22 protein-coding genes and 1 tRNA gene are annotated in these 23,984 nt (G+C 65.9%); 6 read left to right on the forward strand and 17 right to left on the reverse strand.

The features are described from left to right. Positions 1-32: 32 nt before the first annotated feature. On the reverse strand, positions 33-3,965 hold the full coding sequence (locus Q8J98_RS04355; RefSeq protein ID WP_305293302.1) for a hypothetical protein: 3,933 nt from the start codon (positions 3,963-3,965) through the stop codon (positions 33-35). Positions 3,966-4,128: 163 nt separating this feature from the next. Here Q8J98_RS04355 and Q8J98_RS04360 point away from each other — a divergent pair, with 163 nt between their 5' ends. Then, a complete protein-coding gene (locus tag Q8J98_RS04360) occupies positions 4,129-4,821 on the forward strand; it encodes an SIMPL domain-containing protein (RefSeq protein WP_305293303.1) in 693 nt (230 codons plus the stop codon). Between the two features lie 41 nt (positions 4,822-4,862). On the opposite strand, the gene Q8J98_RS04365 is transcribed toward Q8J98_RS04360, so the two are convergent. Both Q8J98_RS04365 and Q8J98_RS04370 read right to left on the reverse strand, forming a co-directional pair. Continuing rightward, positions 4,863-6,146 carry an O-acetylhomoserine aminocarboxypropyltransferase/cysteine synthase family protein gene (locus tag Q8J98_RS04365; RefSeq protein ID WP_305293304.1) on the reverse strand — a complete coding sequence of 428 codons (1,284 nt, stop codon included), beginning with the start codon at positions 6,144-6,146 and terminating at the stop codon, positions 4,863-4,865. Positions 6,147-6,414: 268 nt separating this feature from the next. Beyond that, positions 6,415-7,389 carry a hypothetical protein gene (locus Q8J98_RS04370; RefSeq protein ID WP_305293305.1) on the reverse strand — a complete coding sequence of 325 codons (975 nt, stop codon included), beginning with the start codon at positions 7,387-7,389 and terminating at the stop codon, positions 6,415-6,417. A 191-nt stretch (positions 7,390-7,580) separates the two neighbouring features. On the opposite strand from Q8J98_RS04370, the gene Q8J98_RS04375 reads away from it, so the two are divergent. After that, positions 7,581-7,901, forward strand: coding sequence for an HPF/RaiA family ribosome-associated protein (locus tag Q8J98_RS04375; protein WP_305185006.1), 321 nt, complete (start codon positions 7,581-7,583; stop codon positions 7,899-7,901). Positions 7,902-7,967: 66 nt separating this feature from the next. On the opposite strand, the gene Q8J98_RS04380 is transcribed toward Q8J98_RS04375, so the two are convergent. Next, positions 7,968-8,051 (reverse strand) — tRNA-Tyr (locus Q8J98_RS04380). Between the two features lie 122 nt (positions 8,052-8,173). Between Q8J98_RS04380 and rlmB the strand changes: the two genes are divergently transcribed. Both rlmB and Q8J98_RS04390 read left to right on the forward strand, forming a co-directional pair. Continuing rightward, complete coding sequence (rlmB, locus tag Q8J98_RS04385; protein ID WP_305293306.1) at positions 8,174-8,950, forward strand: 23S rRNA (guanosine(2251)-2'-O)-methyltransferase RlmB; 777 nt, start codon at positions 8,174-8,176, stop codon at positions 8,948-8,950. A gap of 172 nt (positions 8,951-9,122) precedes the next feature. Then, entirely contained in the window at positions 9,123-9,554 is a 432-nt protein-coding gene (locus Q8J98_RS04390; RefSeq protein WP_305185004.1) for a CoA-binding protein, read from the forward strand. 86 nt (positions 9,555-9,640) lie between these two features. Here Q8J98_RS04390 and Q8J98_RS04395 read toward each other — a convergent pair whose 3' ends face one another. The 10 genes from Q8J98_RS04395 to Q8J98_RS04440 all read right to left on the reverse strand — a co-directional run bounded on the left by Q8J98_RS04395 (position 9,641) and on the right by Q8J98_RS04440 (position 18,715). Beyond that, positions 9,641-10,942 carry an FAD-binding oxidoreductase gene (locus Q8J98_RS04395; RefSeq protein ID WP_305293307.1) on the reverse strand — a complete coding sequence of 434 codons (1,302 nt, stop codon included), beginning with the start codon at positions 10,940-10,942 and terminating at the stop codon, positions 9,641-9,643. Further along, the gene (locus Q8J98_RS04400) at positions 10,939-12,294 is read right to left on the reverse strand and encodes a glutamine synthetase family protein (RefSeq protein ID WP_305293308.1); all 1,356 of its coding nucleotides are present in this window, start codon (positions 12,292-12,294) and stop codon (positions 10,939-10,941) included. The genes Q8J98_RS04395 and Q8J98_RS04400 overlap by 4 nt, the downstream gene beginning before the upstream one ends. Before the next feature lie 19 nt (positions 12,295-12,313). Beyond that, positions 12,314-12,997 (reverse strand): type 1 glutamine amidotransferase, encoded by a 684-nt coding sequence (locus tag Q8J98_RS04405; protein WP_305293309.1) that lies wholly within the window; start codon positions 12,995-12,997, stop codon positions 12,314-12,316. A gap of 192 nt (positions 12,998-13,189) precedes the next feature. After that, a complete protein-coding gene (locus tag Q8J98_RS04410; RefSeq protein WP_305184999.1) occupies positions 13,190-14,521 on the reverse strand; it encodes a glutamine synthetase family protein in 1,332 nt (443 codons plus the stop codon). 4 nt (positions 14,522-14,525) lie between these two features. After that, positions 14,526-15,350, reverse strand: coding sequence for an ABC transporter permease (locus Q8J98_RS04415; RefSeq protein WP_305293310.1), 825 nt, complete (start codon positions 15,348-15,350; stop codon positions 14,526-14,528). Continuing rightward, a complete protein-coding gene (locus tag Q8J98_RS04420) occupies positions 15,347-16,228 on the reverse strand; it encodes an ABC transporter permease (RefSeq protein ID WP_305293311.1) in 882 nt (293 codons plus the stop codon). Before Q8J98_RS04420 ends, Q8J98_RS04415 begins: the two co-directional genes overlap by 4 nt. 50 nt (positions 16,229-16,278) lie before the next feature. Then, positions 16,279-16,998 (reverse strand): transporter substrate-binding domain-containing protein, encoded by a 720-nt coding sequence (locus tag Q8J98_RS04425; protein WP_305184995.1) that lies wholly within the window; start codon positions 16,996-16,998, stop codon positions 16,279-16,281. A gap of 34 nt (positions 16,999-17,032) precedes the next feature. Beyond that, on the reverse strand, positions 17,033-17,830 hold the full coding sequence (locus Q8J98_RS04430; protein ID WP_370868058.1) for an ABC transporter ATP-binding protein: 798 nt from the start codon (positions 17,828-17,830) through the stop codon (positions 17,033-17,035). 106 nt (positions 17,831-17,936) lie between these two features. Further along, entirely contained in the window at positions 17,937-18,380 is a 444-nt protein-coding gene (locus Q8J98_RS04435) for a TerB family tellurite resistance protein (RefSeq protein ID WP_305184993.1), read from the reverse strand. A gap of 41 nt (positions 18,381-18,421) precedes the next feature. Next, a complete protein-coding gene (locus Q8J98_RS04440; RefSeq protein ID WP_305293313.1) occupies positions 18,422-18,715 on the reverse strand; it encodes a DUF1330 domain-containing protein in 294 nt (97 codons plus the stop codon). A gap of 114 nt (positions 18,716-18,829) precedes the next feature. Here Q8J98_RS04440 and Q8J98_RS04445 point away from each other — a divergent pair, with 114 nt between their 5' ends. Further along, entirely contained in the window at positions 18,830-19,489 is a 660-nt protein-coding gene (locus tag Q8J98_RS04445; RefSeq protein WP_305293314.1) for a hypothetical protein, read from the forward strand. A 6-nt stretch (positions 19,490-19,495) separates the two neighbouring features. Here the strand turns inward: Q8J98_RS04445 and Q8J98_RS04450 are convergent, their stop codons facing one another. From Q8J98_RS04450 to secG, 3 genes are all read right to left on the reverse strand, one after another. Beyond that, on the reverse strand, positions 19,496-20,179 hold the full coding sequence (locus tag Q8J98_RS04450) for a hypothetical protein (protein ID WP_305293315.1): 684 nt from the start codon (positions 20,177-20,179) through the stop codon (positions 19,496-19,498). A 90-nt stretch (positions 20,180-20,269) separates the two neighbouring features. Next, a complete protein-coding gene (locus Q8J98_RS04455; RefSeq protein ID WP_305184988.1) occupies positions 20,270-21,913 on the reverse strand; it encodes a CTP synthase in 1,644 nt (547 codons plus the stop codon). A gap of 161 nt (positions 21,914-22,074) precedes the next feature. Next, positions 22,075-22,431 carry a preprotein translocase subunit SecG gene (gene secG, locus Q8J98_RS04460; protein WP_305293316.1) on the reverse strand — a complete coding sequence of 119 codons (357 nt, stop codon included), beginning with the start codon at positions 22,429-22,431 and terminating at the stop codon, positions 22,075-22,077. Positions 22,432-22,690: 259 nt separating this feature from the next. Between secG and Q8J98_RS04465 the strand changes: the two genes are divergently transcribed. Further along, a complete protein-coding gene (locus Q8J98_RS04465) occupies positions 22,691-23,983 on the forward strand; it encodes an adenylosuccinate synthase (protein WP_305293317.1) in 1,293 nt (430 codons plus the stop codon). Position 23,984 lies beyond the last annotated feature (1 nt).

The raw sequence follows: 23,984 nt of genomic DNA on the forward strand, positions 1-23,984 counted from the left end.
CAAAAAAACCTTTGCAGCGCAGAGATTTGCTCTCAGTTGCTTTGCAGAAGCTTAAGCGTGATGGTGTTGCTGCCCTTGACGTAGCTCATCTGCGTTTCCGAGATTGCCACGACCTGCCCGCCATCGACCCGGTCGCCGACCTCGACAGTCTGGAAGCGCCCTGAAGGCAGGCGCAGCAATGCCCGCCGTGCCCCTGCCGCCCCAAAAAGCCCGACCAGGGTCAGTTCGCTCAGATTGATCGCCCCGGTTTGCGTTGCCTGCTGTGCGACCGACGTGGGGGTGGCCCCGGTGGATACCACGGCAGGTGCTTCGGGCTCACCGGTCTCGATATGCTGGCCGTTCGCGACCGGAGCGGGCTGCGCCGCCATCGCTTCAGCTAGTGCCTGATCGAGCGCGCGCGTCGCCGCCGCCGAAATGCTGCGCGGGCGCACAATCGGGCGGGGTGCCGCCGCCACCGCCTGCGGCGTCGCCGTGGCGAGGCCCGCAGCAACACGCTCCGCCTCGGCGACGCGGGCGGCAGAGGCGGCCGCAGCGGTGGCGGAAATCGCCTGCGGGCGCAGCGCGGGCTTGCGCGCGGCCAGTGCTGCAAGCTCGGCCCGTTCCGCGTCGGTCAGGCCGCGATCCTGCGCCGCGGGCGCGGCGGGGGCGGTCTGCGGTGCCGCCGGAAGCGCGGCCGGATTTGGCGTGGCGGGGGCGGTCTGCGGTGCTTCGGGGGTGCCTGCGGGGGCTGTTGCGGGGGCTGTGGCAGGGTTGAGGCCCAGCGGACGCGGTTGCGGCCGGGCAGCGGCAAGCGCCGCCGCCTCGGCAGCAATGGCGGCGTCCGCAGCCGCGCGCGCAACCCGTGCCGCAGCTTCGATCGCAGTCGGGCGCGGGCCGGGTGCCGCCTCGGGGTGCCCGGCGTAAAGCGTGAAGCCACCCGGCATGGCCGTGCCTTCAACCGTCGGTACTCCGGCCCCCGGCACCTCGCCAGCGGCAGGCGGCACGGTGGCGGCCGGATCGGTGACCGCGACCGGCGCAGGTGCGAGGCTCGGCGGTGCTACGGTATCGGCCACGTCATTTGGCGGCAGCGACACGATCGGAAGCGGCGGGGCTGAAACCGGTGCTGGCGCGGCGGGCGTGGTTGGCAAAGGTGCCTGCGCCGCAGCCGCGCTGGCCTCACGCGCCATCGCCGCGAGCTGCGCCGAACTGAAGGCAGGCAGCGGCGCAAGCGCGGGAAGCGCAGCGGTGACGCCGCTGTCAGCGGTCAATGCGCTGACTTCCGGCGCACCCGGATCGACAGTCGCAAGCAATTGCGCGTCGCTTGCAATGCTCGGGGGCACCGCCGCTTCGGGCTCGGCGGGCGCTCCGGGCGTGGTGGGCAGCGGCGGCAGCGGTTCAGCGGTGGCGAGGTTTGTCGGCTCGGCTACCGGCTCGGCGGCGGGTGCAGGCGGGTCTGCTGCGGCAGGCGGCGCAGCCGTTGCGATTTCCACCACGTCGGGTGCCGCCGCTACATCCGGGGTCGGGGCATCGGCGGGCACGGGATCTATCGCGACCGCTTCGGTGGCCGGGGGGCGGATTGCCACCGCGAAGGGTGCTTCGGCGGTGGCAGCGACGGCGGCAGGTGCCAATGCAACTGACTCGACAAGCGGCGGCGAAATTCCTGTGACTGGCTCGGCATCGGGAAGCTGAGGCGCGCCAGATGCCGCCAGCGAAGTAGCGGGCGGTGCCGCAAGCGTGGTCACGGGCGCTTCGGGGGCAGCGGATGGCACATCGGGTACCGGTGTGCCAAGAAATACCGACCAGAGCACCACGATAGCCATGAACACCACAAGCGCCGCGGTAAGCGCCAGACCGAGGTGTTTGGGCCGCCCGCGCGCCGCTGCCGCAATCGGGCCGCCGAAAACGCTGGTACGCGCCGGGGCGCGGGGCGGCGTTTCGGTTGGAGCGGCCGCTTGCGGCGGCGCATCGGCTACCGCCAGGTCCGGCTCGGTCGCGGCGGTCTTGCCGGCAAGCTTGCGGGCGAGTGTCAGCCCGGCGGTGCTACCCGAAGCTGCGGCGCGCCCGGCCAAGGCCTGCAATCGCGCCGCGGAACCGGGGCTGCGCGTGGGTGTCGAAGCCGCGGGCGGTGGCACGATGTCGGCACCTGTGGCCCCGAAATTCAGCCGCCGCGCCGCGCCAAGTTGCGGCGCTTCGGTTTGGAACAGGGGCTTGATCTCGACTTTCGGGCGCAAACTGGCAGCCCCCGCCACAGCCAAAGCCGCGCCGCGCGGCGCGGTGCCCGCCGCCTTTGCCAGGCGCGGGTCGGGCACCTTCTCCCCCGCCGCGCGCCGCCCGAGCAAGCCGGTGCCGTTGGTGGCAGGTCGCTGGCCAGCCCCTTGCGGGGTGTCGGCGCGTGCAAGCGCCAAGGCACGGGGAAAGGAAATCGCGCCCGCCTGTGCCGCTGGCGCATCGCGCCGCGCCGACAAGCCCTTTGGCATTGTTGGCGTTTCTCTGACGTCATTGCGGGTTGCGGTGAAAGGTTCAATCATGGCGCTGGCGGCGACAGCCTGGGAAGCCGCCTCATCTGGCGCGGGCATGAGCGGATCCGGCGCTGCGGATGCAGCCGCGACGGCCTCGGCCCCGGCTTCGGATGCGATTTCCGGCTCGGGCTCGGGGCTTGCGGCGCTTTCTGTATCGGTCGAGGCATCGGCGGGCAGCGAACCCGTTTCGGCGGGTGTGCCCGCATCTGCGGCCAACGGTTGGGGTTCGGTTGGGTCGGCGGCGCGCAGGTCCGCGGTCGCAGAGGCCGCAACCTCGGCCAGGGGTTCCGCTGCAGCGGACGCCGCCGCATCGACATCGGAAGCGGCTGCGGTCTGGGTTTCTTGCAGGACCAGAGTGGGGAGCTGCCCCGTGCCCTCGGCGTTGGCGGCGGTTTGGGCCGCCTCGCGTTTTTTCCCGGAGCCGGGCTTGCGGGCACGACCCGCGCTGGCCACCGCAGGGCGGGCTTTCGCTGCCGACTTGCCCCGGCCCTTGCGCCCCGGCTTGGGTTCGGGTCCGGCGGGTTCCGCTGCTACCGGTTCCGTTGTTGCCGCATCGTTGGCCAGCTGCGTGACGGCGGGTTGCGCCTGCTCGGGCCCCGCCCCACCCGGAGTGTCTGAAGCCGCCGCGTCGGGCAGCAGCCCGGCGGCCCGCGCGAGGCCCTGCCCGGCGGGAACGGTCGCCGCTTCGGGTGTCGGCAACGCCGCCGCGATCTCGGGCACCGCCGCCGCCTCTGGCACCATCGCCACCAGAGCCCCGGCCTCGGCTGGCTCCGCCGACGCCGCAGCAGTTTCCGGGCCCTCGGCCTGCCGGGCTTCCGCCCCGCTGCCGCTGGCGGGTGCTGCCACCTCCGCTTCGGTCTCGGGCACCGCTTCGCTTGCGAAAGCCACCTCGGCCTCCTGGCTCTGCGGCCGCGGCGCGGCGAGGCCCAGAATCCGGATCGGATCCTGGTCACGGTCAAGCCGCGCACCTTCGGGCAAATATTGCGCCGCGCTGCGGGTGAGACCGAAGAACGGCTCGCCCGCAAAATCGCCGGGGCCGGGAATGGTCACAAAGCTCACCGGGTTGAAACGATGCAACTCGGCAAACGCTGCCGCCTCGGAAAGCGTGTCGCGTGCCACCACCGCCACACGGACTGTCTTTCCGGTGCCCGACCAGTCGAACACCAGATCGGCGACCGGGTAGGGGGTGCGCCCCTCGAGCGCTTTTGCAATCTGTGCGCGCCGCCGCGCCGCATCGGGGCCGGATGCCTCGATCGAAAGGTAAAGCACCTGCGTGGCCGGAATTACCACTTTGCTGATGATGCCCTGCGGCACCAGCCCCAGCGCGGTGCGCCGGAGCGTCGCCAGCGCCTGCGCCAGATCCGGCGCGTCAAGCGGCACCTCGCCCACGCTCAGCCAGCCCGAACCGGTGCGATGCAACAGGCCGATGCCGCCATGCGTGAGATTGAGCGCGAAAGAGGGTTTCATGCCAAGCCCCTAGCACAAATCAACCGGGGGCCGAAACCGCAGAAACGGGCCCCGCCTCAGGTTAAGGCAGAAACCCGCGCAAGAAAAGCCGCCAAGACGGCATGCCTTGTGCGCACACGCGTTTCGGGCGAAACTTGCGCCTCGGTTGTTGATGGAGAGGTTCATGCGTTTACTGCCGCTTGCCGTGCTCATTGTCGGCCTCGTTCTGCCCGTTGCCGCCGCTTCCGAGACCGCCCCGGCGCTGATGACCGTTACCGGCGAAGGTCAGGCGGTAGCGGTGCCTGACATGGCCAGCCTGTCGCTCGGCGTTGCCACCCGCGGCACCACCGCCGCGAAGGCGCTTGGGGCCAACTCGACCGCGCTTGCGGCGGTGCTGGCGCAGCTCGCGGCCGACGGCATCGCGCCGCGCGACATTCAGACCTCGGGGCTTTCGGTAAGCCCGCGCTATGATTATTCCGATCAGGGCGAGGGGCGGCTGCTCGGCTATGACGCGCATAACATGGTGACCGTGCGGGTCCGCGATCTCGCCCGCCTCGGCGTGGTGATCGATGCCGCATTTGCTGCCGGTGCCAATGAGTTCAACGGGTTGAGCTTCGGCCTTGCGGATGACCGCAGCGCGGTTGATGCCGCGCGCCGGGCGGCGGTGGCCGACGCCCGCGCCCGCGCCGAGCTTTACGCCGAGGCTGCCGGGGTAAGCCTCGGGCGGATCGTCACGATCACCGAAGCGGCGGCGGGCAATGCGCCGCAGCCGATGGCGCTTCGCGCGGCACCAATGGCGGCCCCGCCGGTGCCGATCGCTGCGGGCGAATTGAGCCTTGGGGCGCAGATCACCGTGGTTTACGAGATCATCCAATAGGCGCGGTTGCGGGCGCGCGCAGGCCCCCGCGTCGCTCCGGTTCAGGCGGTGGCCGCCGCCAGCGCCTGATCGAGATCGGCGATCAGATCGGCCGCGTCCTCGATGCCGATCGAAAGGCGCACCACATTCGGTGCCGCGCCCGCTGCCACCTGCTGCGCTTCGGTCAACTGCCGGTGCGTGGTCGAAGCCGAGTGGATGACCAGGCTGCGGGTGTCGCCAAGATTGGCGACATGGCTGAACAGCTTGAGGTTGTCGACCAGCTTCACGCAAGCGTCATAGCCACCCCTGACCGAAAAGGTGAAGATCGCGCCAGCCCCCTTTGGCGTCACCTTTGCCACCCGGCCATACCACGGAGACGAGGGCAGGCCCGCATAGGTCACGAATTCCACCCTTGGGTCTTGCTCCAGCCATGCGGCGACCTTTTGCGCATTTTCCACATGGCGTTGCATCCGCAGGCTCAGCGTCTCGATGCCCAGGAGCGTGTAATGCGCACCCTGCGGGTTCATCGTCATGCCGAGGTCGCGCAGGCCCACCGCGATCGAATGGAAGGTGAAGGCCATGGCACCAAGGGCTGCATGGAAATTGAGCCCGTGATAGGCAGGTTCGGGCGCAGCAAGGCTTGGGAACTTGCCCGAAGCCGACCAGTCGAATGTGCCGCTGTCGACGATCACGCCGCCGGTGACGGTGCCGTTGCCGGTAAGGTATTTGGTTGCCGAATGCACCACCAGCGTCGCGCCCTGCTCGATCGGGCGGCACAGATAGGGGGTGGCCAGCGTGTTATCGACGATGAGCGGCAAGCCCGCCTTGTCGGCCACCGCAGCCACGGCTGGCAGGTCGGTGATGTAGCCGCCGGGGTTCGAGATCGATTCGCAGAAGATCGCGCGAGTGTTGCCATCCACCGCCGCTTCGAGCGCCTTGAGGTCATCGAAATCGACGAATTTCGCCGACCAGCCGAACTTGCGGATGGTGTTGGAAAACTGCTGAATGGTGCCGCCATAAAGCCGGGTCGAGGCAACCACGTTGCAGCCCGGCCCCATCAGTGGAAAGAGCGCCATGATCTGTGCCGCGTGACCGGAGGAACAGCAGACAGCACCGGCCCCCCCCTCCAGCGCCGCCACCCGGCTTGCCAGCGCGGAAACGGTCGGGTTGGTCAGCCGCGAGTAGATATAGCCAACCTCCTGCAGGTTGAAGAGCTTGGCGGCGTGGTCCGCATCGCGGAACACATAGGCCGTGGTCTGGTAGATCGGCACCTGCCGCGCCCCGGTGGCGGGATCGGGGGCAGCGCCGGCATGGATCTGCAATGTGTCGAAGGCATAATCGGTCATTGTCGGTGGCTCCCTGAAGTTTGGCAGAGCCTAGCGCGCCGCCTGCCGCCACACAACGCCGCAGGCAAGTCCAAACGGCTCAAATACTTGCGGCGAACCGGAACATTCGTCTGCGGCGCGCGCCGGTTCCGCCCTGCGTCGCCTGACGCGGCGCTTGCGGCGAAACGGCTTTCCTGATTTTACCCGGCGGCGCCATCTCCGCCGAAGGCTCCCCTTGCCCGCGCAGCGCGCTCCGCAGGGGATATTTTGGCAAAAGCAGGCGGCAGGGTCAGCGCAACCACAGCCCTTCGCGCTTGATCGCGTTGCGCAGCATCTGTTCGCGCCGTGGCAGTGCTTCGCGGTCAAAGAGAGCGCGCAGTTTTTGCCCCTTGCCCTGATAGACGAGCTTGCGGATCGGGTCGTAGTCGCGCAGCAGCCGTTTGACCGGGTTCGGCGCGCTCACCGCTTCGAGCACCTCCACCACGCGGTCGCTTTCGCGCGCGTAAAGCAGCGGCAGGGCGCGGTAATGGCAACTGATCGCGCCGTCGAGCCCGGCAAGGCCGGGGCCGGGGCGGCCGCCGCCGAGGCCATGGATCACCAGCGGCAGCGCCGCCTGATCGAGCCAGGGGTCGAGGCTTTGGCTGGCCAGCGCTTCGGGCGGGTCGGAGCGGATCGAGACGGCGTAGTCGAGAAAGCGCTTGCCGAAGGCCTGCGGGTCGGAATGAAAAAACCAGCCGGCGTTGAAGTAAAGGTAACGCTCCCAGTATTCGTCGGGCTGGGTGAGGTCGAGCGAGCTGGCAAAGTCGAGGCCGAAGCGGTCGTAAAGCGATTTCCAGATTTCGGTGTAGCCGGGGCCATAAAGCGGCGGCTCGGGCCAGGTGCCTTCGCGCCGCATCGAGGCGGAGGGGCGCGCGAAATCGAAGCTCGCACCCGCGAGCGGCGCGGTGAAAAGCGTGTCGGTATCGAAGAACACGAACGGGCCGGGGGGCAGCGCAGCCAGCATTTCTATCTTGTTGCCATAGGGGTAGCCTTGCCCGAAGGCGTGGTTTTCAAAAGCCAGGACTTCAGCACCAAAACCCTCAAGCGCCGCGCGGATCGGGGCCGAAATCCGCGGATCGATGGACCAGCGCGGTCCGGGCTGCGGCTCGGCCACCAGCAGTTTTCCGCTGAAACCGGGATTGGCCGCGGCGAAGGAGGCCGCAAACAGCACCGCTTCATATTCAAGCCGCCCGGCCTGCGCAACGCAGACCACATTGGGGACCACTTTCGTCTTCTTTACCGCCACTTGCCACACTCGCACCCAGCCTCGTGCGGCGAGTATAGAGGCACTGAGGCGGCAAGGACAGGGGCGGCGGTTTGTCGCGCGGGCACGATGCCGCCTTGTTCTCGTGGCCGGGCAGGCCCAGATCAGATTCGAGGGGCCCGCTACCCGGGGCCTGGCAGAGCGAGGTTGCCATGCACATCCAGATCAATACCGACAAGGCGATACAGGGCCGCGAAGATGTCGCCCGTTTCGTGCAGGACGCGGTGATCGCCCGCGTCGGTCACTTTGCAGCGCGCATTACCCGCATCGAGGCACATCTGGGCGATGAAAACGCCGACAAGGGCGGCAGCAAGGACAAGCGCTGCATGCTCGAAGCGCGCCCGGAGGGGCTGCGGCCGATTGCAGTGACCCATCACGATGCGACCTTGAAGCTTGCCGTCAGCGGCGCGGCGACAAAGTTGCGCACGGCGCTCGAACGTGAGTTCGGCAGCCTGGATGCGCGCAAGGTGTGACCGGACGCGGGGTTGCCTGAAGGTTTCGGCGGCGTTGGCCCACCACGCGGCCGTTGCGGCCAGGCATGGTGGGCGACCCTGGAATCGAACCAGGCGTGGGTCTCCCCGGCGGAGTTACAGTCCGCTGCCGCACCTTGCAGCTCGTCGCCCAACGCGGCGGTGGATAGCTTGGGGGGGCAGGGGCGTCAAGCTGGAAATAAGCCGGAGCCGGGCTTGCCAAGGGGCCACCCGGCAGCGCAGGAAGAAGCGCGAGGCCGGGCGGAGAGCGGGCGATGAAAAAACCTGATTGGGTAATCGAGAAAGAGCGTGGCAAGCGCGCGGCGGCGGCTGAAACGGTATGGCTTTTCGGCCTCCACGCGGTGCGCGACGCGCTTTTGAACCCGGCGCGGGTGAAGTTGCGGCTGGTGCTGACCAAGAATGCCGCCGACCGTCTGGGCGAGGCGGTCGCCGCCGGGGGGGTGGAGCCTGAAGTCGTCGATCCGCGGCGTTTCGACGTGCCGATCGACGAAGGCTCGGTGCATCAGGGGGCAGCGCTCGAGGTCAAACCGCTCAACTGGGGTTCGCTGGAAGACGTCTGCCTTGACGGACGCGGCGCGCCGCTTGTGGTGCTGCTCGACCGGGTGACGGACCCGCACAACGTTGGCGCGGTGCTGCGTTCTGCCGAGGTCTTCGGTGCCCGGGCGGTGATCGCCCCGCTACGCAATTCGGCACCCGAAACCGGCGCGCTGGCGAAAACCGCAAGCGGCGCGCTGGAACGGCAGCCCTATTTGCGTGTCACCAACCTTGCCGAGACGATGGAAACGCTGAAGGGCATGGGCTTTGTGCTTCTGGGTCTCGACGGCGAGGCCGAGGCAGAGCTTGGTGCCGCGCTCGCGGGATTGGGGTCAAGACCGATCGGGCTGGTGCTTGGGGCCGAAGGTCCGGGGCTGCGCGACAAGACCAAGGCCACTTGCGATGCACTGGTTCGAATACCCTTTGCCGCAGGCTTCGGCTCGCTCAACGTATCGAACGCCGCCGCCGTGGCGCTTTATGCCGCGACCACGCATTAGCGATCACAACTGCGCGAATTGTCGCACCGGGCCTTCAAAGTGGCCCCCTGCATCCATATATTGGGGTGAGGAGGCGTGGCACCGGAACTGCCGTGCCTCGCGTTACTGTCCCTCGTTCCGTCACTTGCGCCCGGGCTTTGGCTCGGGCGCTTTTTCATCTGGATGCTGACCGATGCAGAACCCTTCCGACGCCGCTATCCGAACAATCCTTGGCAGCACCCGCGTGATCGCCGTGGTGGGTATTTCCGCCAATCCCGATCGCCCCTCGCATGGCGTCGCCCGGTTTCTGCAATCGCGCGGCTACCGGATCGTGCCGGTGAATCCGGGACTTGCCGGGCAGGAATTGCTGGGTGAAAAGGTCTGGGCCGATCTGGCCTCGATACCTTCCGATGCGGAAGTTGACATGGTCGATGTCTTCCGCAGGTCCGAAACGGTGCCCGAGGTCGTGGCCGAGGCGCTGGCGCATCTGCCGAAGCTGCGCACGGTCTGGATGCAACTTGGCGTAACCAGTGCCGAGGCGGCGGCGATGGCCGAGGCGCGCGGCATTGCCGTGGTGCAGAACCGCTGCCCGGCAATCGAATACCCGCGGCTGATGCCACGCTGACCGGGCAGGGGGGCCTGCTGCCCCTCGCCGGTCGCAAGCCGCCAATTCGCCCTTTGAGGGCGGTTTTCAAGGAAGCTGCCGGGGTGTCAGATGCCCAGCCTGTCGCGCATCGAAAACCAGGTCATTGCCGCGACGAGGATGGGCCAGCGCAGCGCCGCGCCGCCGGGAAAGCGGGGCTGCGGCAGGCTTGCCATCAGATCGAACCCCGCCGCATCGCCCGCCACCGCCTCGGCCAGCATCCTTCCCGCAAGTGTGGCCAGCGCCACGCCGTGGCCGGAATAACCGGAAGCCGAAAGCACGCCCGGCGCGGGGCGCGCAAAATGCGGCAGCCGGTTCATGGTGATCGCCAGCGTGCCGCCCCAGGCGTGCGTGATCGCCACATCGGCAAGCCCGGGATAGACCTCAAGCATCGGTTTGCGCACCGTTTTCACCAGATCGGGAAAGCGGTAGCCGTAGCTTTCGCCACCGCCAAAAAGCAGCCGCTGGTCTGGCGAGAGGTGCCAGTAGTTGACCACGAATCTGGTATCAGCCACCGCGACGTTGCGCCGCAACACCTCTGCCACGCGGTGCCCAAGCGGTTCGGTTGCGACAATGAAATTGTTGATCGGCATCACATGGGCTGCGACACGCGGGGCGAGATTGCCCAGATAGCCGTTGCAGGCAAGGATCAGATGATCTGCCACAACCTCGCCCGCGCTGGTCCGCGCGCCGGGGCGGGTGCCAGGGGTGATCTCGACGACCTCGCTTTGCTCGAATATCTGCGCCCCTGCGGCGCTGGCGGCGCGGGCAAGCCCGAGCGCGAAATTGAGCGGATGCAGATGCCCCGCTCCGAGGTCGAGATCGCCACCGCAATAGGCAGGTGACGGCAATATTTCGGCGAGTGCCGTGCGGTCGAGCGGGGTGATCTTGTCATAGCCATAGGCTTGCGCGAGTTTCTCGGCATTGGCGCGGGCATGCGCCACTTCACCGGGGCGGCGGCAGGCATGCACAATGCCGGGGGCATAGTCGCATGCAATGGCGTGGCGCGCGATCAACTCTTGGACCAGCGCCTTGGCGTCTTGCCCGACATCCCAGAGCCTGCGGGCCATCTCGCGGCCAAGCATGCGCTCCAGCTCGCCCTGTTCAAGCCGCTGGCCAGAGCCGACCTGCCCGCCGTTGCGCCCGGAGGCACCAAAGCCCGCGCGGTGGGCTTCAAGCACCACCACCCTGAGCCCGCGCTCGGCCAGATGCAGCGCCGCCGAAAGCCCGGTGTAGCCCGCGCCGATGATGCAGACATCGGCCGCGACCGGCCCCGCCAGCGCCGGAAACTCCGGCAGCGGGGTGGCGGTTTCGGCATACCAGCTTGGCGGATGCCTGCCGGGCCGGTCATTGACGGTCAGAAGGTTCATACGTTCAACAGCAGGTGCTCGCGCTCCCACGGGCTGATGACCTGAAGGAACTCTTTGTATTCGTTTCGCTTCACCGATTCATAGACGGCAAGGAATTCGGCCCCGAGCACCTCGCGCATGGCCGCGCTTTCGGCCATCAGGTCAAGCGCATCGCCAAGGTTGAAGGGAAACTCGTCCTGCGCGATATAGGCATCGCCCACCCATTCCGCGCGGGGCGGCTGCTTTTCCATCAACCCGAGATAACCGCAGGCAAGGCTTGCGGCGAGCGCGAGGTAGGGGTTGCAATCCATGCCCGCCAGCCGGTTTTCCACCCGCCGCGATTCCGCCCCCGAGATTGGCACCCGAAGCCCGGTGGTGCGGTTGTCGCGGCCCCATTCGAGGTTGATCGGGGCGGCAAAGTCGGGAACGTAGCGGCGATAGCTGTTCACATAGGGGGCCAGAAGCGCGATGACGGCGGGCAGGTGGCGCTGCATGCCTGCAATGAAATGCAGGAAGGCAGGGGTTTCGCGCCCGCGCGCATCGGAAAAGATGTTCTTGCCGGTCTTGATGCTGATCACTGACTGGTGAATGTGCATGGCGCTGCCGGGTTCGCCCTCGATCGGCTTGGCCATGAAGGTGGCGAAGCAATCATGCCGCAGCGCCGCTTCGCGGATCAGCCGCTTGAAGTAGAAAATCTGGTCGGCAAGGTTGATCGGATCGCCATGCGCGAGGTTGATCTCCACCTGCGCCGCGCCGCCCTCTTGCAAGATGCCGTCGATTTCAAAGCCCTGTGCCTCGGCAAAATCATAGATGTCATCAATGACCTTGCCGTATTCATCAACCGCGCTCAGCGAATAGGCCTGCTTGGCAGCCGCCCGGCGGCCCGAGCGGCCCATCGGCGGGATCACCGGCATGTTCGGGTCAATGTTGCGCGCGACCAGAAAGAACTCCATCTCGGGTGCCACGACTGGTTGCCAGCCCTCGGCTTCGTAAAGCGCCATGACCCGTTTGAGCACGTTGCGCGGCGCGACCGGCACCGGCACGCCGTTCTGGTCGAGCACGTCATGGATGACCTGCAAGGTCACGTCGGCGGTCCAGGGTGCCGCGGTGGCGGTGGTATAGTCGGGCACCAGCACCATGTCGGGTTCGGTGAACGAGCCGCCGGGGTTGTCGGCCCATTCGCCGGTGATGGTCTGCAGGAAAATCGAATTCGGCAGGTAAAAGTGCTTCTGATGCGCGAATTTCGAGGCGGGCATTGCCTTGCCGCGGGCCACCCCGGCAATATCGGGCACCACGCATTCCACCTCGTCGGGGCGGCGTCCGCCGATATAGTCACGGGCTGCTTGCGGAAGCTTGTCCATCCAGTCGGACATCGGGGCTGCCTTTCGGGGGTCAGAGGGGGCGGGGCTGCAAGAAGAACGCGGCGATACGATCGGCCATTGCGGTTGAGGAATTGGCTTGGCCCATCCGCGCGCGGGCGGCGGCCATCAGCGGCTCGGGCACGACGCCGGGGCCACGGGTGCGCATCAGCCCGTCGATGAAACTGTCGGGGTATTCGGGATGGGCCTGAACCGAAAACGCCCGGTTATCATAGGCAAGGCCGGCGAATTCGCAAAATTCGTTGCGCGCGGTCACCTTGGCACCGGGCGGTACTTTTGTAACCTGATCGCGGTGCCAGGCGTTCAGCGTCAGTTTTTCGCCGCCGAAATCATAGTCTTGCGGGCCGACCGCCCAGCCCTTTTCAAAGCGCTCGACCTTGCCGCCCAGTGCCTGCGCCAGAATCTGATGGCCAAAGCAGATGCCGACAATCGGCACACCCGCGCCGTAAGCCTCGCGCAGGAACGCTTCAAGTTTCGGGATGAAGGGCAAATCCTCATAGACGCCGTGCCGGGATCCGGTGATCAACCAGCCTTCGCAGTCGCGCACCGATGCGGGAAACGCGCCGTCTTCGACATGATAGCGGCAAAACTCGAGGCCGCGCCCGGCCAGCGCGGCTTCGAACATGTCGGGGTAGTCGCCCGCCTCGGCCCGAAGCGCGTCGGGGGATTGGCCGGTTTGCAGAATGCCGATCAGCATGAAACGCCTGAGATTGATTGCCCCGAACCTAGCCGTGGGTGTGGGGGCAGCGCAAGGGGGAAGGGCGGGGCACCGCCCCCGAGCCCGGGAAGTATCTTGCGCAACGAAGACGCGGTGCCGGATCGACCGCCCGGCTGCTTCTCCTTCGTTCAAATACCCCGCGGGGGTCCGGGGGCGCGAAGCCCCCGGCCTTCAGACGGTTTCGAGGTAAAGCTCGGATTGCTCCTGATCGGAAAGCTCGGCCATGTAGTGGATTTCCTGGCGCTTGGTCATCAGGTAATTCTCGATCAGTTCCGGGTCGAAGATCCGCTTGATCTGCGCGCAACTGGCAAAGGCCTCGATCGCCGCCTCCCAGGTGCCGGGCAGTTGCGGCAGGCTTTTTTCATAGGCGTTGCCGATGATCGGGGCGGGCGGCGTCAACCGATCCTCGATCCCGTTGAGCGCCGCACCCAGAACCGCCGCGATCATCAGGTAGGGGTTCACATCGCCACCGGCGACGCGGTGCTCGATGCGCCGCGCGGCGGGGCGCGAGGCGGGAATGCGCAGCGCGGCGGTACGGTTTTCGAAGGCCCAGCCGATGCCGGTGGGGGCGTGCTCGTTTGGTACCAGACGGTCGTAGCTGTTTTCGTGCGGCGCAAGGATCAGCGTCGAGCCGGGCATGGCCTGCAAAAGCCCGGCAACCGCGCCGCGCATCTGCTCCGATCCTTCGGAAGTGCCATCGTTGAAGATGTTGCGGCCCTGCGCGTCGAGCACGGAAAAATGCATGTGCATGCCGTTGCCGGACCACATGTCATAGGGCTTGGCCATGAACGAAGCGGCAAACCCGTGGTGCCGCGCCAGCCCCTTGACCAGCATCTTGAAAAGCCAGGTATCGTCGGCGGCCTTCAGCGCGTCGCCCTGATGCACGAGGTTGATTTCGAACTGTCCCGGACCCGCCTCCGAAATCGCGGTATCGGCGGGAATGTCCATTTCCTCGCAGGCGTCGTAAAGCGCGGTGAAGAATGCATCGAACGCATCCAGCGCGCGCAGGCTGAGGATTTCGCCGCCGGTGCGTCGCTTGCCGGAGCGGGGCGAGGGCGGCACCCGGAGCTTGGTGCCGCTGTCATCGATCAGGAAAAACTCGAGCTCGGTTGCCACCACCGCCGTCAGCCCCGCGTCGGAATAGCGGTGCACCACCTTCGCCAGCGCCTGCCGCGGGTCGCCGGCATAGGGGCGGCCGTCCATATGAAACATCCAGATCGGCAGAAGCGCGGTGGGGGCTTCAAGCCATGGCATCGGCACGAAACCGCGCTCGGTCGGCATCAGCACGCCGTCAACATCGCCGGTTTCAAACACCAGCGGGCTGTCTTCGATGTCCTCGCCCCAGATGTCGAGGTTCATCACCGAATAGGGAAAGCGCGTGCCGTCGGTGAACACCTTGCTTGCGAAACGGGCGGGGATGCGCTTTCCCCGCGCCACCCCGTTCAGGTCTGCCGCCGCAACGCGGATCGTGCGCACCTCGGGGTGCTCTCTTAGCCAGTCCATATCCTCACCTGATGATCTGCGGCCTGATCCTCAGGCGGGGGCGAGCCCCCGGCAGATGACGGTTCAGGCGGCGGTTGACCCATCCAAAGAGCCCGATCAACGACAGCGTCAGCAACACGAAATAGAACGCCGCAATCGGGTAGGGCACGAACGGGTTGAAGGTCTTGTCTGCGAAAAACTTCGCATAGTAAAGCGCGTCGCCCTTTTGCTGGAACGACGGAAAGCCGGAAAAGAACACCAGCGTGGTGGCGTGAAACAGAAAAATGGCCTCGTTGGTGTAACTCGGCCAGGCCAGCCGCAGCATGGTCGGCCAGATCACCCAGCGAAACTTCTTCCAGCCTGTCATGCCATAGGCATCGGCGGCTTCGATATCGCCCTTGGGCACCGCCATCAGCGCGCCATAGAAGATTTCGGCGGAATAGGCGGCGGTGTTGAGGAAGAGCACGATCAGCGCCCCGGCCCAGGCCTTGGTCAGCCACGAGGTTGCCACGGTCATTCCGAAGATATCGAAGCCGCCACGCGGCAGCAGCACCAGCATTTCATAGGCAAGAAAGAACTGGATGAACAAGGGCGAGCCGCGGAACAGGAAGATGAACCATTCAGCCGGTTTGCGCAGCCAGCGCGCGCGCGCGGACTTGGCCAGCGCCAGCCCGGTGGCGGCGAAAAACCCGGTCGCCAGCGCGAGCACCGCGAAATAGATATTCCAGATCAACCCCGAGCCGATCAGCGTGAACTGGTGGCAAAGCGAGAATTCGCCGCGCGGCAATAGCTGCGCGCCGATGCCGATCGAGCGCAACCCGTAATCGAGGATGATCTGCCCGCAGCTCATGCGCCCGCCTTCCGCATCGCTTCGCCCGCCATCGTCGCCTGCCCGCGCGTCAGCCGCCGGGTGACGCGGCGCAGCACCACTTCGGAAACCCTGGTCATCGCAAGGTAGAAGACCAGCAGCACGAGGAAATACCAGAGCCGCCAGTCGGGGTGCGGGAAATCGTAGATCTGCGATTTGCGCGCGCCAAGCTCGCGCGCCCAGTAAACGATGTCTGACACGCCAAGCAGGAACAAGAGCGGCGTCGCCTTGATCAGGATCATCCAGAGGTTGGAAAGACCGGGCAGGGCATAGACCCACATCTGCGGTATCAGGATGCGTCTGCTGACCTGACGGCGGCTCATGCCGTAAGCTTCGGCGGTTTCAAGCTGGGCATGCGGCACCGCCTGCATGGCACCCGCCAGCACATTTGCGGCGAATGCGCCGAACACTATCGAAAAAGCAACCACCGCCAGCACGAAGCCATAGACCTGATGCACCGATTGCGGGCTGGAAGACAAGGGCAGCTTGGCGGCAGCGCAGACCACGAAATCGGCACCCTGCCGCACCGGCTCGGTCCAGTCGGGGCAGAGCGTCTTGTGCCGGATCCATTCCAGCCCCTGATCAAGCGCCACCGGCACAAAGAGAAAAAACACGATATCGGGCACGCCGCGCACCATCGAGGTGTAGCCCATGCCAAGCCAGCGCAGCGGCGCGATATGCGAGCGGGTGGCAAGCGCGCCGCCAAACCCGAAGCCAAGCGCGATCGGCGCGGTGATCGCCATCAGCGTCAGCACGGTCAGGAACGACCAATAGAACAGCACCTGCTTGCCTGTGGTCAGGTAGCACAGGAACCAGACAAGGCCCTCGAGTGATTTTGGGTCTGCGCAATCTGCAAACATGATGGGTGCGCGGCGGGCCCGGGCGGAAACCCGGACCCGCCGCAACCAGATCAGAATACGACGGCTTCGTCGCCGAACCACTTCTTGATCATGGCGTTGATCGTGCCATCGGCCTTCAGCGTCGAGATTGCCGCATCGAACTTGGCGCGCAGCTCGGTGTCGGTCTTGCGCAGCGCCATGCCGACGCCGCCACCGAGCTGCACCTCGTCACCTGCCCAGACGAACTCGCCCTTGCTTTCCTCGACGAACGGCAGAAGCGCGTCGCGGTCGGCAAATACGGCATCTGCCTCGCCGTTTTTCACCGCCGCGACGGTATCGTCGAGCGTGGCGAATTCAAGCAGCGTCGCGCCGCTTGAGGCGATGTAATCGGCCTGAATCGTGCCGACCTGCACCGAAATGCGCCCCATCGTGTTGGCATCAGCTTTCAGCGCCATGTAGGACGAACCGGCCGGCGGAATGTAGTTCTGCGTGAAGTCCACAACTTCGCCGCGCTCGGGGGTAATGCTCATGCCGGCAATGATGGTGTCGTAGTTGCCTGACAAGAGGTTGGGAATGATGCTGTCCCAATCGGTGGTGACCCATTCGCAGGTCACGCCCGCCATTGCGCAGAGCTTGTCGCCGAGCTCGCGCTCGTATCCATCGACCTCGCCCTTGTCGTTGATGAAGTTGTAGGGCGGATAGGCACCCTCGGTGCCCATGCGCACGGTCTGTGCGGTGGCCATGCCTGCGGCAAGCGCGAGAACGGCGGTCATCAGTGCCAGTTTTTTCATTTGGGTAGCTCCCTGTGAGGTGGTTTCTTGAAAGTCACGCGTCCATCGTCGCGGATAGGAATTGTTTGAGCCGGTCCGATCTTGGCGCGCCGAAGAGATCATTCGGTGCCCCCTCTTCCTCGATCCGGCCCTGATGCAGGAAGATGACGTGGTTGGAGACATCGGTGGCCAGTCGCATGTCATGGGTGACAAGGATCATGGTGCGGTGCTCGCCCGCCAGATCCTTGATGACCTTGACCACCTCGGCCTGCAATTCCGGGTCGAGCGCCGATGTCGGCTCATCGAACAAAAGCGCCTTGGGCTGCATGCAAAGCGCACGCGCAATCGCCGCGCGCTGCTGTTGCCCGCCCGAAAGCTGCGCCGGCCAGTTATCAGCCTTTTCGCCGATACCGACCTTTTCCAAAAGCGCGCGGGCGCGCGGCTCGACAACCTCGCGCGGTTCGTGCAGCACGGTCAGCGGCGCTTCCATGACATTTTGCAGCACCGACAGATGCGACCAGAGGTTGAATTGCTGAAACACCATGGCAAGGTTGGTGCGAAAACGCACCACCTGCGCGCGGTCGGCAGGGTGGCGGTGGAGGCCGTGCCCGCGCCATTTCACCGCCTCGCCTTCAAACAGCACCTCGCCCGCCTGGCTGTCCTCCAGCAGGTTGCAGCAGCGCAGCAATGTCGATTTGCCCGACCCTGACGAGCCGATCAGGCTGACCACCTGCCCGCGTTCGGCGCTGAGCGAGACACCCTTGAGCACCTCAAGCGCGCCGTAGCTTTTATGCAGGTCGCGAATTTCGATGACGGGGGGCAGCGTGGTCACATTGCTCTCGTGCTGGTTCATTCCGGCCATTGGGCGCGATTTTGTGGTCGAATGCAACGACCGAGTGTCGGTTTACCCTGCGACATCGCGCAATTTGCTTGGCGGAATTTGCCGAATTTGCGGTGGTTCAACCGAGCCGCTTGCGCACCCGTCGCCGCGCCAGAGCCGAATCGCGGTCGTTGACCCCCAGAAGGTTCGCGGCAAGCCGGATCTGCGCCTCTTCATCCGCGCTGCGGTGGCCGTCGGCAAGGGCAACCTCCCAAAGCGCCTCGATCACGCCCGAGCGATCTTCAAGCGGGACCATGGCCTTCAGCATTCGGGTAAAGCGCACGGTGTCGGCGGCTTCGGCTTCAATCTCCTCGGCGCTCTCGCGCAGGGTCTTGGCCTCATCCTCCGCAAGCCCGTCGCGCAGCGCCAGCACACGTTCGATACGCACCTTCTCGGCATCGTCATAGGCGCCATCGGCGCGCGCGATGCGCACCATCAGCGCGGCAAGCGCAACCTCGCGCTCGGGCAGGTTCGGCGCTTCCGGGGCAGGGGCCAAGAGACGTTTGAGAATGGCTTTCAGCATGCGCCGACTATAGCCGCGCGGCGAGGTCCGGCAAGGCGCATTCAGCCCTGCCAGCCTTCGACGATGCACAAGTCCGCGAGCGATACCGGCAGGCGAAGCGCCCGGGCGGCCTGATACTCGGGGCTGGCATAGCAGGCCCGCGCCGCTTCGATGCTGGGAAACTCGATCACCACCGCGCGCGGGCGCAGCGCGCCTTCGACCACCTCTTGCGCCCCGCCCCGGACCAGAAAACGCGCGCCATATTTGGCAAAGGCAACGGCGTTGGCGGCCCGATAGGCCTCGTAAGCCGCCGGGTCACTGACCGTGACATGGCCGATCCAGTATCCCTTGGGCATCACACTCTCCCTTTGTGCCAGAATGGCGCGGCGGGCGCGTGGCGGCAAGGATCAAAGCGACTTGATCGGCTGGGGCTTCGGCGTATCCTGCCCGCGTCAATCGGGGGGGCGGACATGCGCGGATACTGGGCAGGGTTTTTCATCGCGGCCGTGGCGCTTGCAGGCTGTCGCGCCGACAGCCGGTTTGTGGTTTTCACCTCCGATATCCTCGCGGTGGCAGCAGGCGGCGCGGCGGCCCCGGTTTCAGCGCTATACCGCGTCGAAATCTCGTCGATGAGCGACTGCGAGGAAAAGAAGCCGGTGATCATGGAGATTGTCGCGAAATACTTCGAGGTCACTTCGGCGGCGCTTTGCGACGGCGGCGATGAGAAAAGCTGGCTGGAATACAGCGCGAAAACCGAGCTTGTGGCGCTTGGCGCACCGCTGCCGGGCGCGGCACCGCTGGGGCTTGCGGCGGCTACGGCAGGGGCCGGGGTGGAGCTTTATCTGGTATTCGATGCCGCCCGCTTCGCTGCCCTCGGGCGCGAGGTCGAGGCGCTCGAGCTTGGTGCCTCGGTCGAGCTTGGCGGGCTGACGCTGGAAATCATGCATGATGGCGAAATGCCGCTGGCGCTTGCCGCGCCCTCCGCATGGCTCAACAACGCGCCTGCGGTGGTGCCTGCACTGACCCTCAAGCGCCGCGATACGGCGGCGCTGCGGCTTTCGGATGTGGGGGTGGCGGCGTTGCAGGCCGAAGGCAAGGCACTCGCGTTCAGCCTGACTGCCGCGCCCTGACGCAGATCAGCCGAGCACCAGAACCTGGGAAAAGGCGATGTCGTCAATCGAGATGCCTTCAATGTCGGTGTTGGTGATCGACACCCCGGCAATCGCTGCCGCCGTGGTCTGAAAGCAGGCTCGGGTGCGGCCCTGACTGCTCAGCGCGACCTCGCCGATCAGGCGCGCGTCACGCGCGAAGAACGCAAGCCGCACCGCGCCCTGCGGCGGTGACCCCGCATAGACCATCTCGAACTCGAAGCTGATGCCGATGGCCTGCTGATCGGTGTTGAACAGAATCGAAACTGCCCCCTCGCCCGAGCCGCTCTTGCTGTCAAACCCCATCGGGCCAAGTCCGTTCAGCGCGTTTTGCATGCGCCCGATGGCTTCGACCGAAAGGTTTTCACCCGGTGCGCCCGCCAGCAGCATGAGCGGCGCGCTGGCGTTGGTATCGAGAATGTCGAATGTCCGCCAGGCCGAAAGGGTCTGCCCGGCGAAACGCTCGCCGATGCTGGCACCGGGAAAGGTCAGGATGTCGTCGTAGCGGCTGCCATTGACCACGCGCGGAAAATTCTCGAAGTCGATCTGCACCGGCAGGTTGAGCGTCTCGCAGGCAACGATGGCGACGCCGCCCGCCACAGCGGCCCCTGAAAATGCCAAAACCGCCGATACCAAGCAGCCGACCCTTGCCGCGAAACCGAGCTTGACCATATCGCCTCCTGCAAGGCCGAGTGTGAGCCGCGGCGGCGCGTGAGGCAAGCACGGCCGCGATGACAAATCATCACAGCTGCAAGAGCGGGGTCAGACGAGACGGCTCGCTTCCACCGCGGCGCGGATGAAATCGGCGAACAGCGGGTGCGGCGCGAAGGGTTTGGATTTCAGCTCCGGGTGGAACTGCACCCCGATGAACCAGGGATGATCGCGGTATTCGATGATCTCGGGCAGGCGGCCATCTGGGCTCATGCCGGAAAACTCCATGCCGCAGGCTTCAAGCCGCTGGCGATAGGCCACGTCAACCTCGTAGCGGTGGCGGTGGCGCTCCTCAATCTCGGTCGCCCCATAGATCCCGGCCACCCTGGAGCCGGGGGTCAGCACCGCGGTATAGGCACCAAGCCGCATCGTGCCGCCCTTGTCGTCATCAAGCCTGCGTTCCACCTTGTGGTTGCCCTGCACCCATTCCTTCAGGTGGTAAACCACCGGAGTAAATCGCTTCTTTCCCGCCTCGTTGTCGAATTCCTCGGACCCGGCATCGGCCACCCCTGCAAGGTTGCGCGCCGCCTCGATCACCGCCATCTGCATGCCAAGGCAGATGCCAAGGTAGGGCACGCCCTTTTCGCGGGCAAACTGCGCTGCCTTGATCTTGCCCTCGGTGCCGCGCTCGCCAAAGCCGCCGGGCACCAATATCGCGTGGAAGCGTTCCAGATGCGGCGCGGCGTCTTCGCGCTCGAAGATCTCGGCGTCGATCCACTCGGCGCGCACTTTCACCCGGTTGGCCATGCCGCCATGCGTCAGCGCCTCGGCGATGCTCTTGTAGGCGTCCTCAAGCCGCACATATTTGCCGACGATCGCCACCCGCACCTCGCCCTCGGGGTTTTGCAGGCGGTCCATCACATCTTCCCAGCGCGCCATGTCGGGGCGCGGTGCCGGGCTGATCTGGAATGCATCCAGCACGGCACGGTCAAGCCCGGCGCGATGATAGGCCAGCGGTGCCTCGTAGATGGTCTTGAGGTCATAGGCCGGGATCACCGCATCAAGCCGGACGTTGCAAAAAAGCGCGATCTTGGCACGCTCCTTTTCCGGGATCGGGTGCTCAGAGCGGCACACGAGGATGTCCGGCGCGATACCGATGGAGCGCAGCTCCTTCACCGAATGCTGGGTCGGCTTGGTCTTGAGCTCGCCTGAGGCTGCAAGGTAGGGCAAGAGCGTGAGGTGCATGTAGATCACCTGGCCGCGCGGGCGGTCCTGGCCAAACTGGCGGATCGCCTCGAAGAACGGCAAGCCCTCGATGTCGCCCACCGTGCCGCCGATCTCGCAAAGCATGAAATCGACCTCATCGTCGCCAATGGCGAGGAAGTCCTTGATTTCATTGGTAACATGCGGAATTACCTGAATGGTTTTGCCCAGATAGGCGCCGCGGCGCTCTTTTTCCAGCACGTTGGAATAGATCCGGCCCGACGAGACCGAGTCGGTCTTGCGCGCGGCAACCCCGGTGAAACGTTCATAATGGCCAAGGTCGAGGTCGGTCTCGGCACCGTCATCGGTGACGAAGACCTCGCCATGCTCGAACGGGCTCATCGTGCCCGGATCGACATTCAGATAGGGGTCGAGCTTGCGCAATCGCACCGAAAACCCGCGCGCCTGCAACAATGCGCCAAGCGCCGCCGAAGCCAGACCCTTGCCAAGCGAGGACACCACACCGCCGGTGATGAAAACGTAACGCGCCATCTCGGATGCCCCCGTGATCGGTTCAAGAATGCTCTGTCCAGCGGGGCCTCACAGGCCCTGCACCACGGGATTTGACGCTTATCAGATTCGCGCCGTGGCCGCAACCTGACCGCAAGCAGTTGGTGCGGCGACCGCAATCTGCGCAAATGCTGGTGCGCGCGTCAGTTTGCCGGCGGCGGTGTGGCCGGCGCGTCGGACGGCAGCGCGGGCAGGGTCAGTTCGGGCAGCAACGGCACTACGGGCGCGGTGGTCTCGGGCAGGCCGGTATCGACGACCGAAGCGGTCGAGGCATTGCGCGCCGCCAGCACGGTCAGAGAAACCGAAGTCATGATGAAGCCGATGGCGAAAATCCAGGTGAGTTTGGAAAGCGCGTTGGCGGCCTGACGACCGGTCATCACCCCGCCACCGCCACCGCCCCCCCCCATGCCTAGCCCGCCACCCTCGGAGCGCTGCAAAAGCACCACGCCGATCAGCAGAAGCGCAAGGATCAGGTGGATGGTGAGAACGACGTTTTCCATGAGACCCCGGCCCGAGTTGACGTTTGACGCGCCTATCTAGGCGCAAGGCGCGGGTCGCGCAAGGCCGTTTCCGCTTTGGCCCGGCCCCGCTTCCCCATGTCTGCTTCAGCCAAAATATCCCCCGCGGAGCGTGCTCTGCGCGCCGCAGGAGCCTCCGGCGGGGATATTTGAGCTGAAGCATTGTGCCGCAGCAATTTGCGGTTTCCTCGCGCGAAGCGCCCCGCTATACCTCGCGCGGTTTGAAACCGAGGAGAGCGGCATGGCCAACGTCGTGGTGGTCGGCGCCCAGTGGGGCGACGAGGGCAAGGGCAAGATCGTCGATTGGCTGAGCGAACGCGCCGACGTGATCGCGCGCTTTCAGGGCGGGCACAACGCGGGCCACACGCTGGTGATCAACGGCACCGTGTTCAAGCTCTCGCTCCTGCCCTCGGGCATCGTGCGGCCGGGCAAGCTGGCGGTGATCGGCAATGGCGTGGTGCTCGACCCCTGGGCGCTCTTTGCCGAGATCGACAAATTGACCGCGCAGGGGGTCGCGATTTCCACCGACAATTTGATGATCGCCGAGAATACGCCGCTGATTCTGCCGCTGCATCAGGACCTTGACCAGTTGCGCGAGGCGGCGGCGGGCAAGGCGAAAATCGGCACCACCGGGCGCGGCATCGGGCCTGCCTATGAAGACAAGGTGGGGCGGCGCACGATCAGGGTTGCCGACCTTGCCGATGACGAAACCCTTGAAGCGCGCATTGACCGCCTGCTTGCGCATCACGACCCGCTCAGGGCCGGGCTGGGCGCGGCACCGATTGACCGGGCGGAGCTTACGGCAAGGCTCAAGGCGATTGCGCCAAAGCTGCTGCCGTTTTCGCAGCCGGTCTGGAAGGTGCTGGCCGAGGCGCGGCGGGCGGGCAAGCGGATCCTCTTTGAAGGCGCGCAGGGGGCGCTTCTGGATGTCGATTTCGGCACCTATCCCTATGTGACTTCCTCCACCACGATGTCGGGCATGGCCGCCTCGGGCACCGGGCTTGGCCCCAATGCCATCGGCTTCGTGCTGGGGATCGTGAAGGCCTATACCACGCGGGTCGGGGAGGGGCCGTTTCCGACCGAGCTGGATGACGCGGACGGCGAGACGCTGGGGCGGCGCGGGCACGAGTTTGGCACCGTCACCGGGCGCAAGCGGCGCTGCGGCTGGTTCGACGCCGTGCTGGTGCGCCAGACCTGCGCGATTTCCGGTGCCAAGGGCATCGCGCTCACCAAACTCGACGTGCTCGACGGTTTCGAGACGCTGAAGATCTGCACGGGTTACGAGATCGACGGGGTGCAGTATGATTATCTGCCCACTGCCGCCGCCTTGCAGGCCAAGGTGGTGCCGGTTTACGAGGAGCTGGAAGGCTGGGCGGAAAGCACCGCAGGTGCGCGCAGCTGGGTCGATCTGCCCGCCGCGGCAGTGAAATACGTCCGCCGGATCGAGGAGCTTATCGGCTGCCCTGTGGCGATGCTTTCCACCAGCCCCGAGCGCGACGACACGATCCTTGTCACCGACCCGTTCGCGGACTGAG

It is taken from the genome of Phaeovulum sp., from assembly GCF_030684035.1.
Lineage (GTDB): Bacteria > Pseudomonadota > Alphaproteobacteria > Rhodobacterales > Rhodobacteraceae > UBA6213.

What these genes read in the sequence shown, in the direction of transcription:
- Q8J98_RS04355 (WP_305293302.1), bottom strand. Translation starts at nt 3,965, where the DNA reads ATGAAACCCTCTTTCGCGCTCAATCTCACGCATGGCGGCATCGGCCTG.
- Q8J98_RS04360 (WP_305293303.1), top strand. Translation starts at nt 4,129, where the DNA reads ATGCGTTTACTGCCGCTTGCCGTGCTCATTGTCGGCCTCGTTCTGCCC.
- Q8J98_RS04365 (WP_305293304.1), bottom strand. Translation starts at nt 6,146, where the DNA reads ATGACCGATTATGCCTTCGACACATTGCAGATCCATGCCGGCGCTGCC.
- Q8J98_RS04375 (WP_305185006.1), top strand. Translation starts at nt 7,581, where the DNA reads ATGCACATCCAGATCAATACCGACAAGGCGATACAGGGCCGCGAAGAT.
- rlmB (WP_305293306.1), top strand. Translation starts at nt 8,174, where the DNA reads ATGAAAAAACCTGATTGGGTAATCGAGAAAGAGCGTGGCAAGCGCGCG.
- Q8J98_RS04390 (WP_305185004.1), top strand. Translation starts at nt 9,123, where the DNA reads ATGCAGAACCCTTCCGACGCCGCTATCCGAACAATCCTTGGCAGCACC.
- Q8J98_RS04395 (WP_305293307.1), bottom strand. Translation starts at nt 10,942, where the DNA reads ATGAACCTTCTGACCGTCAATGACCGGCCCGGCAGGCATCCGCCAAGC.
- Q8J98_RS04400 (WP_305293308.1), bottom strand. Translation starts at nt 12,294, where the DNA reads ATGTCCGACTGGATGGACAAGCTTCCGCAAGCAGCCCGTGACTATATC.
- Q8J98_RS04405 (WP_305293309.1), bottom strand. Translation starts at nt 12,997, where the DNA reads ATGCTGATCGGCATTCTGCAAACCGGCCAATCCCCCGACGCGCTTCGG.
- Q8J98_RS04410 (WP_305184999.1), bottom strand. Translation starts at nt 14,521, where the DNA reads ATGGACTGGCTAAGAGAGCACCCCGAGGTGCGCACGATCCGCGTTGCG.
- Q8J98_RS04415 (WP_305293310.1), bottom strand. Translation starts at nt 15,350, where the DNA reads ATGAGCTGCGGGCAGATCATCCTCGATTACGGGTTGCGCTCGATCGGC.
- Q8J98_RS04420 (WP_305293311.1), bottom strand. Translation starts at nt 16,228, where the DNA reads ATGTTTGCAGATTGCGCAGACCCAAAATCACTCGAGGGCCTTGTCTGG.
- Q8J98_RS04425 (WP_305184995.1), bottom strand. Translation starts at nt 16,998, where the DNA reads ATGAAAAAACTGGCACTGATGACCGCCGTTCTCGCGCTTGCCGCAGGC.
- Q8J98_RS04430 (WP_370868058.1), bottom strand. Translation starts at nt 17,830, where the DNA reads ATGAACCAGCACGAGAGCAATGTGACCACGCTGCCCCCCGTCATCGAA.
- Q8J98_RS04435 (WP_305184993.1), bottom strand. Translation starts at nt 18,380, where the DNA reads ATGCTGAAAGCCATTCTCAAACGTCTCTTGGCCCCTGCCCCGGAAGCG.
- Q8J98_RS04440 (WP_305293313.1), bottom strand. Translation starts at nt 18,715, where the DNA reads ATGCCCAAGGGATACTGGATCGGCCATGTCACGGTCAGTGACCCGGCG.
- Q8J98_RS04445 (WP_305293314.1), top strand. Translation starts at nt 18,830, where the DNA reads ATGCGCGGATACTGGGCAGGGTTTTTCATCGCGGCCGTGGCGCTTGCA.
- Q8J98_RS04450 (WP_305293315.1), bottom strand. Translation starts at nt 20,179, where the DNA reads ATGGTCAAGCTCGGTTTCGCGGCAAGGGTCGGCTGCTTGGTATCGGCG.
- Q8J98_RS04455 (WP_305184988.1), bottom strand. Translation starts at nt 21,913, where the DNA reads ATGGCGCGTTACGTTTTCATCACCGGCGGTGTGGTGTCCTCGCTTGGC.
- secG (WP_305293316.1), bottom strand. Translation starts at nt 22,431, where the DNA reads ATGGAAAACGTCGTTCTCACCATCCACCTGATCCTTGCGCTTCTGCTG.
- Q8J98_RS04465 (WP_305293317.1), top strand. Translation starts at nt 22,691, where the DNA reads ATGGCCAACGTCGTGGTGGTCGGCGCCCAGTGGGGCGACGAGGGCAAG.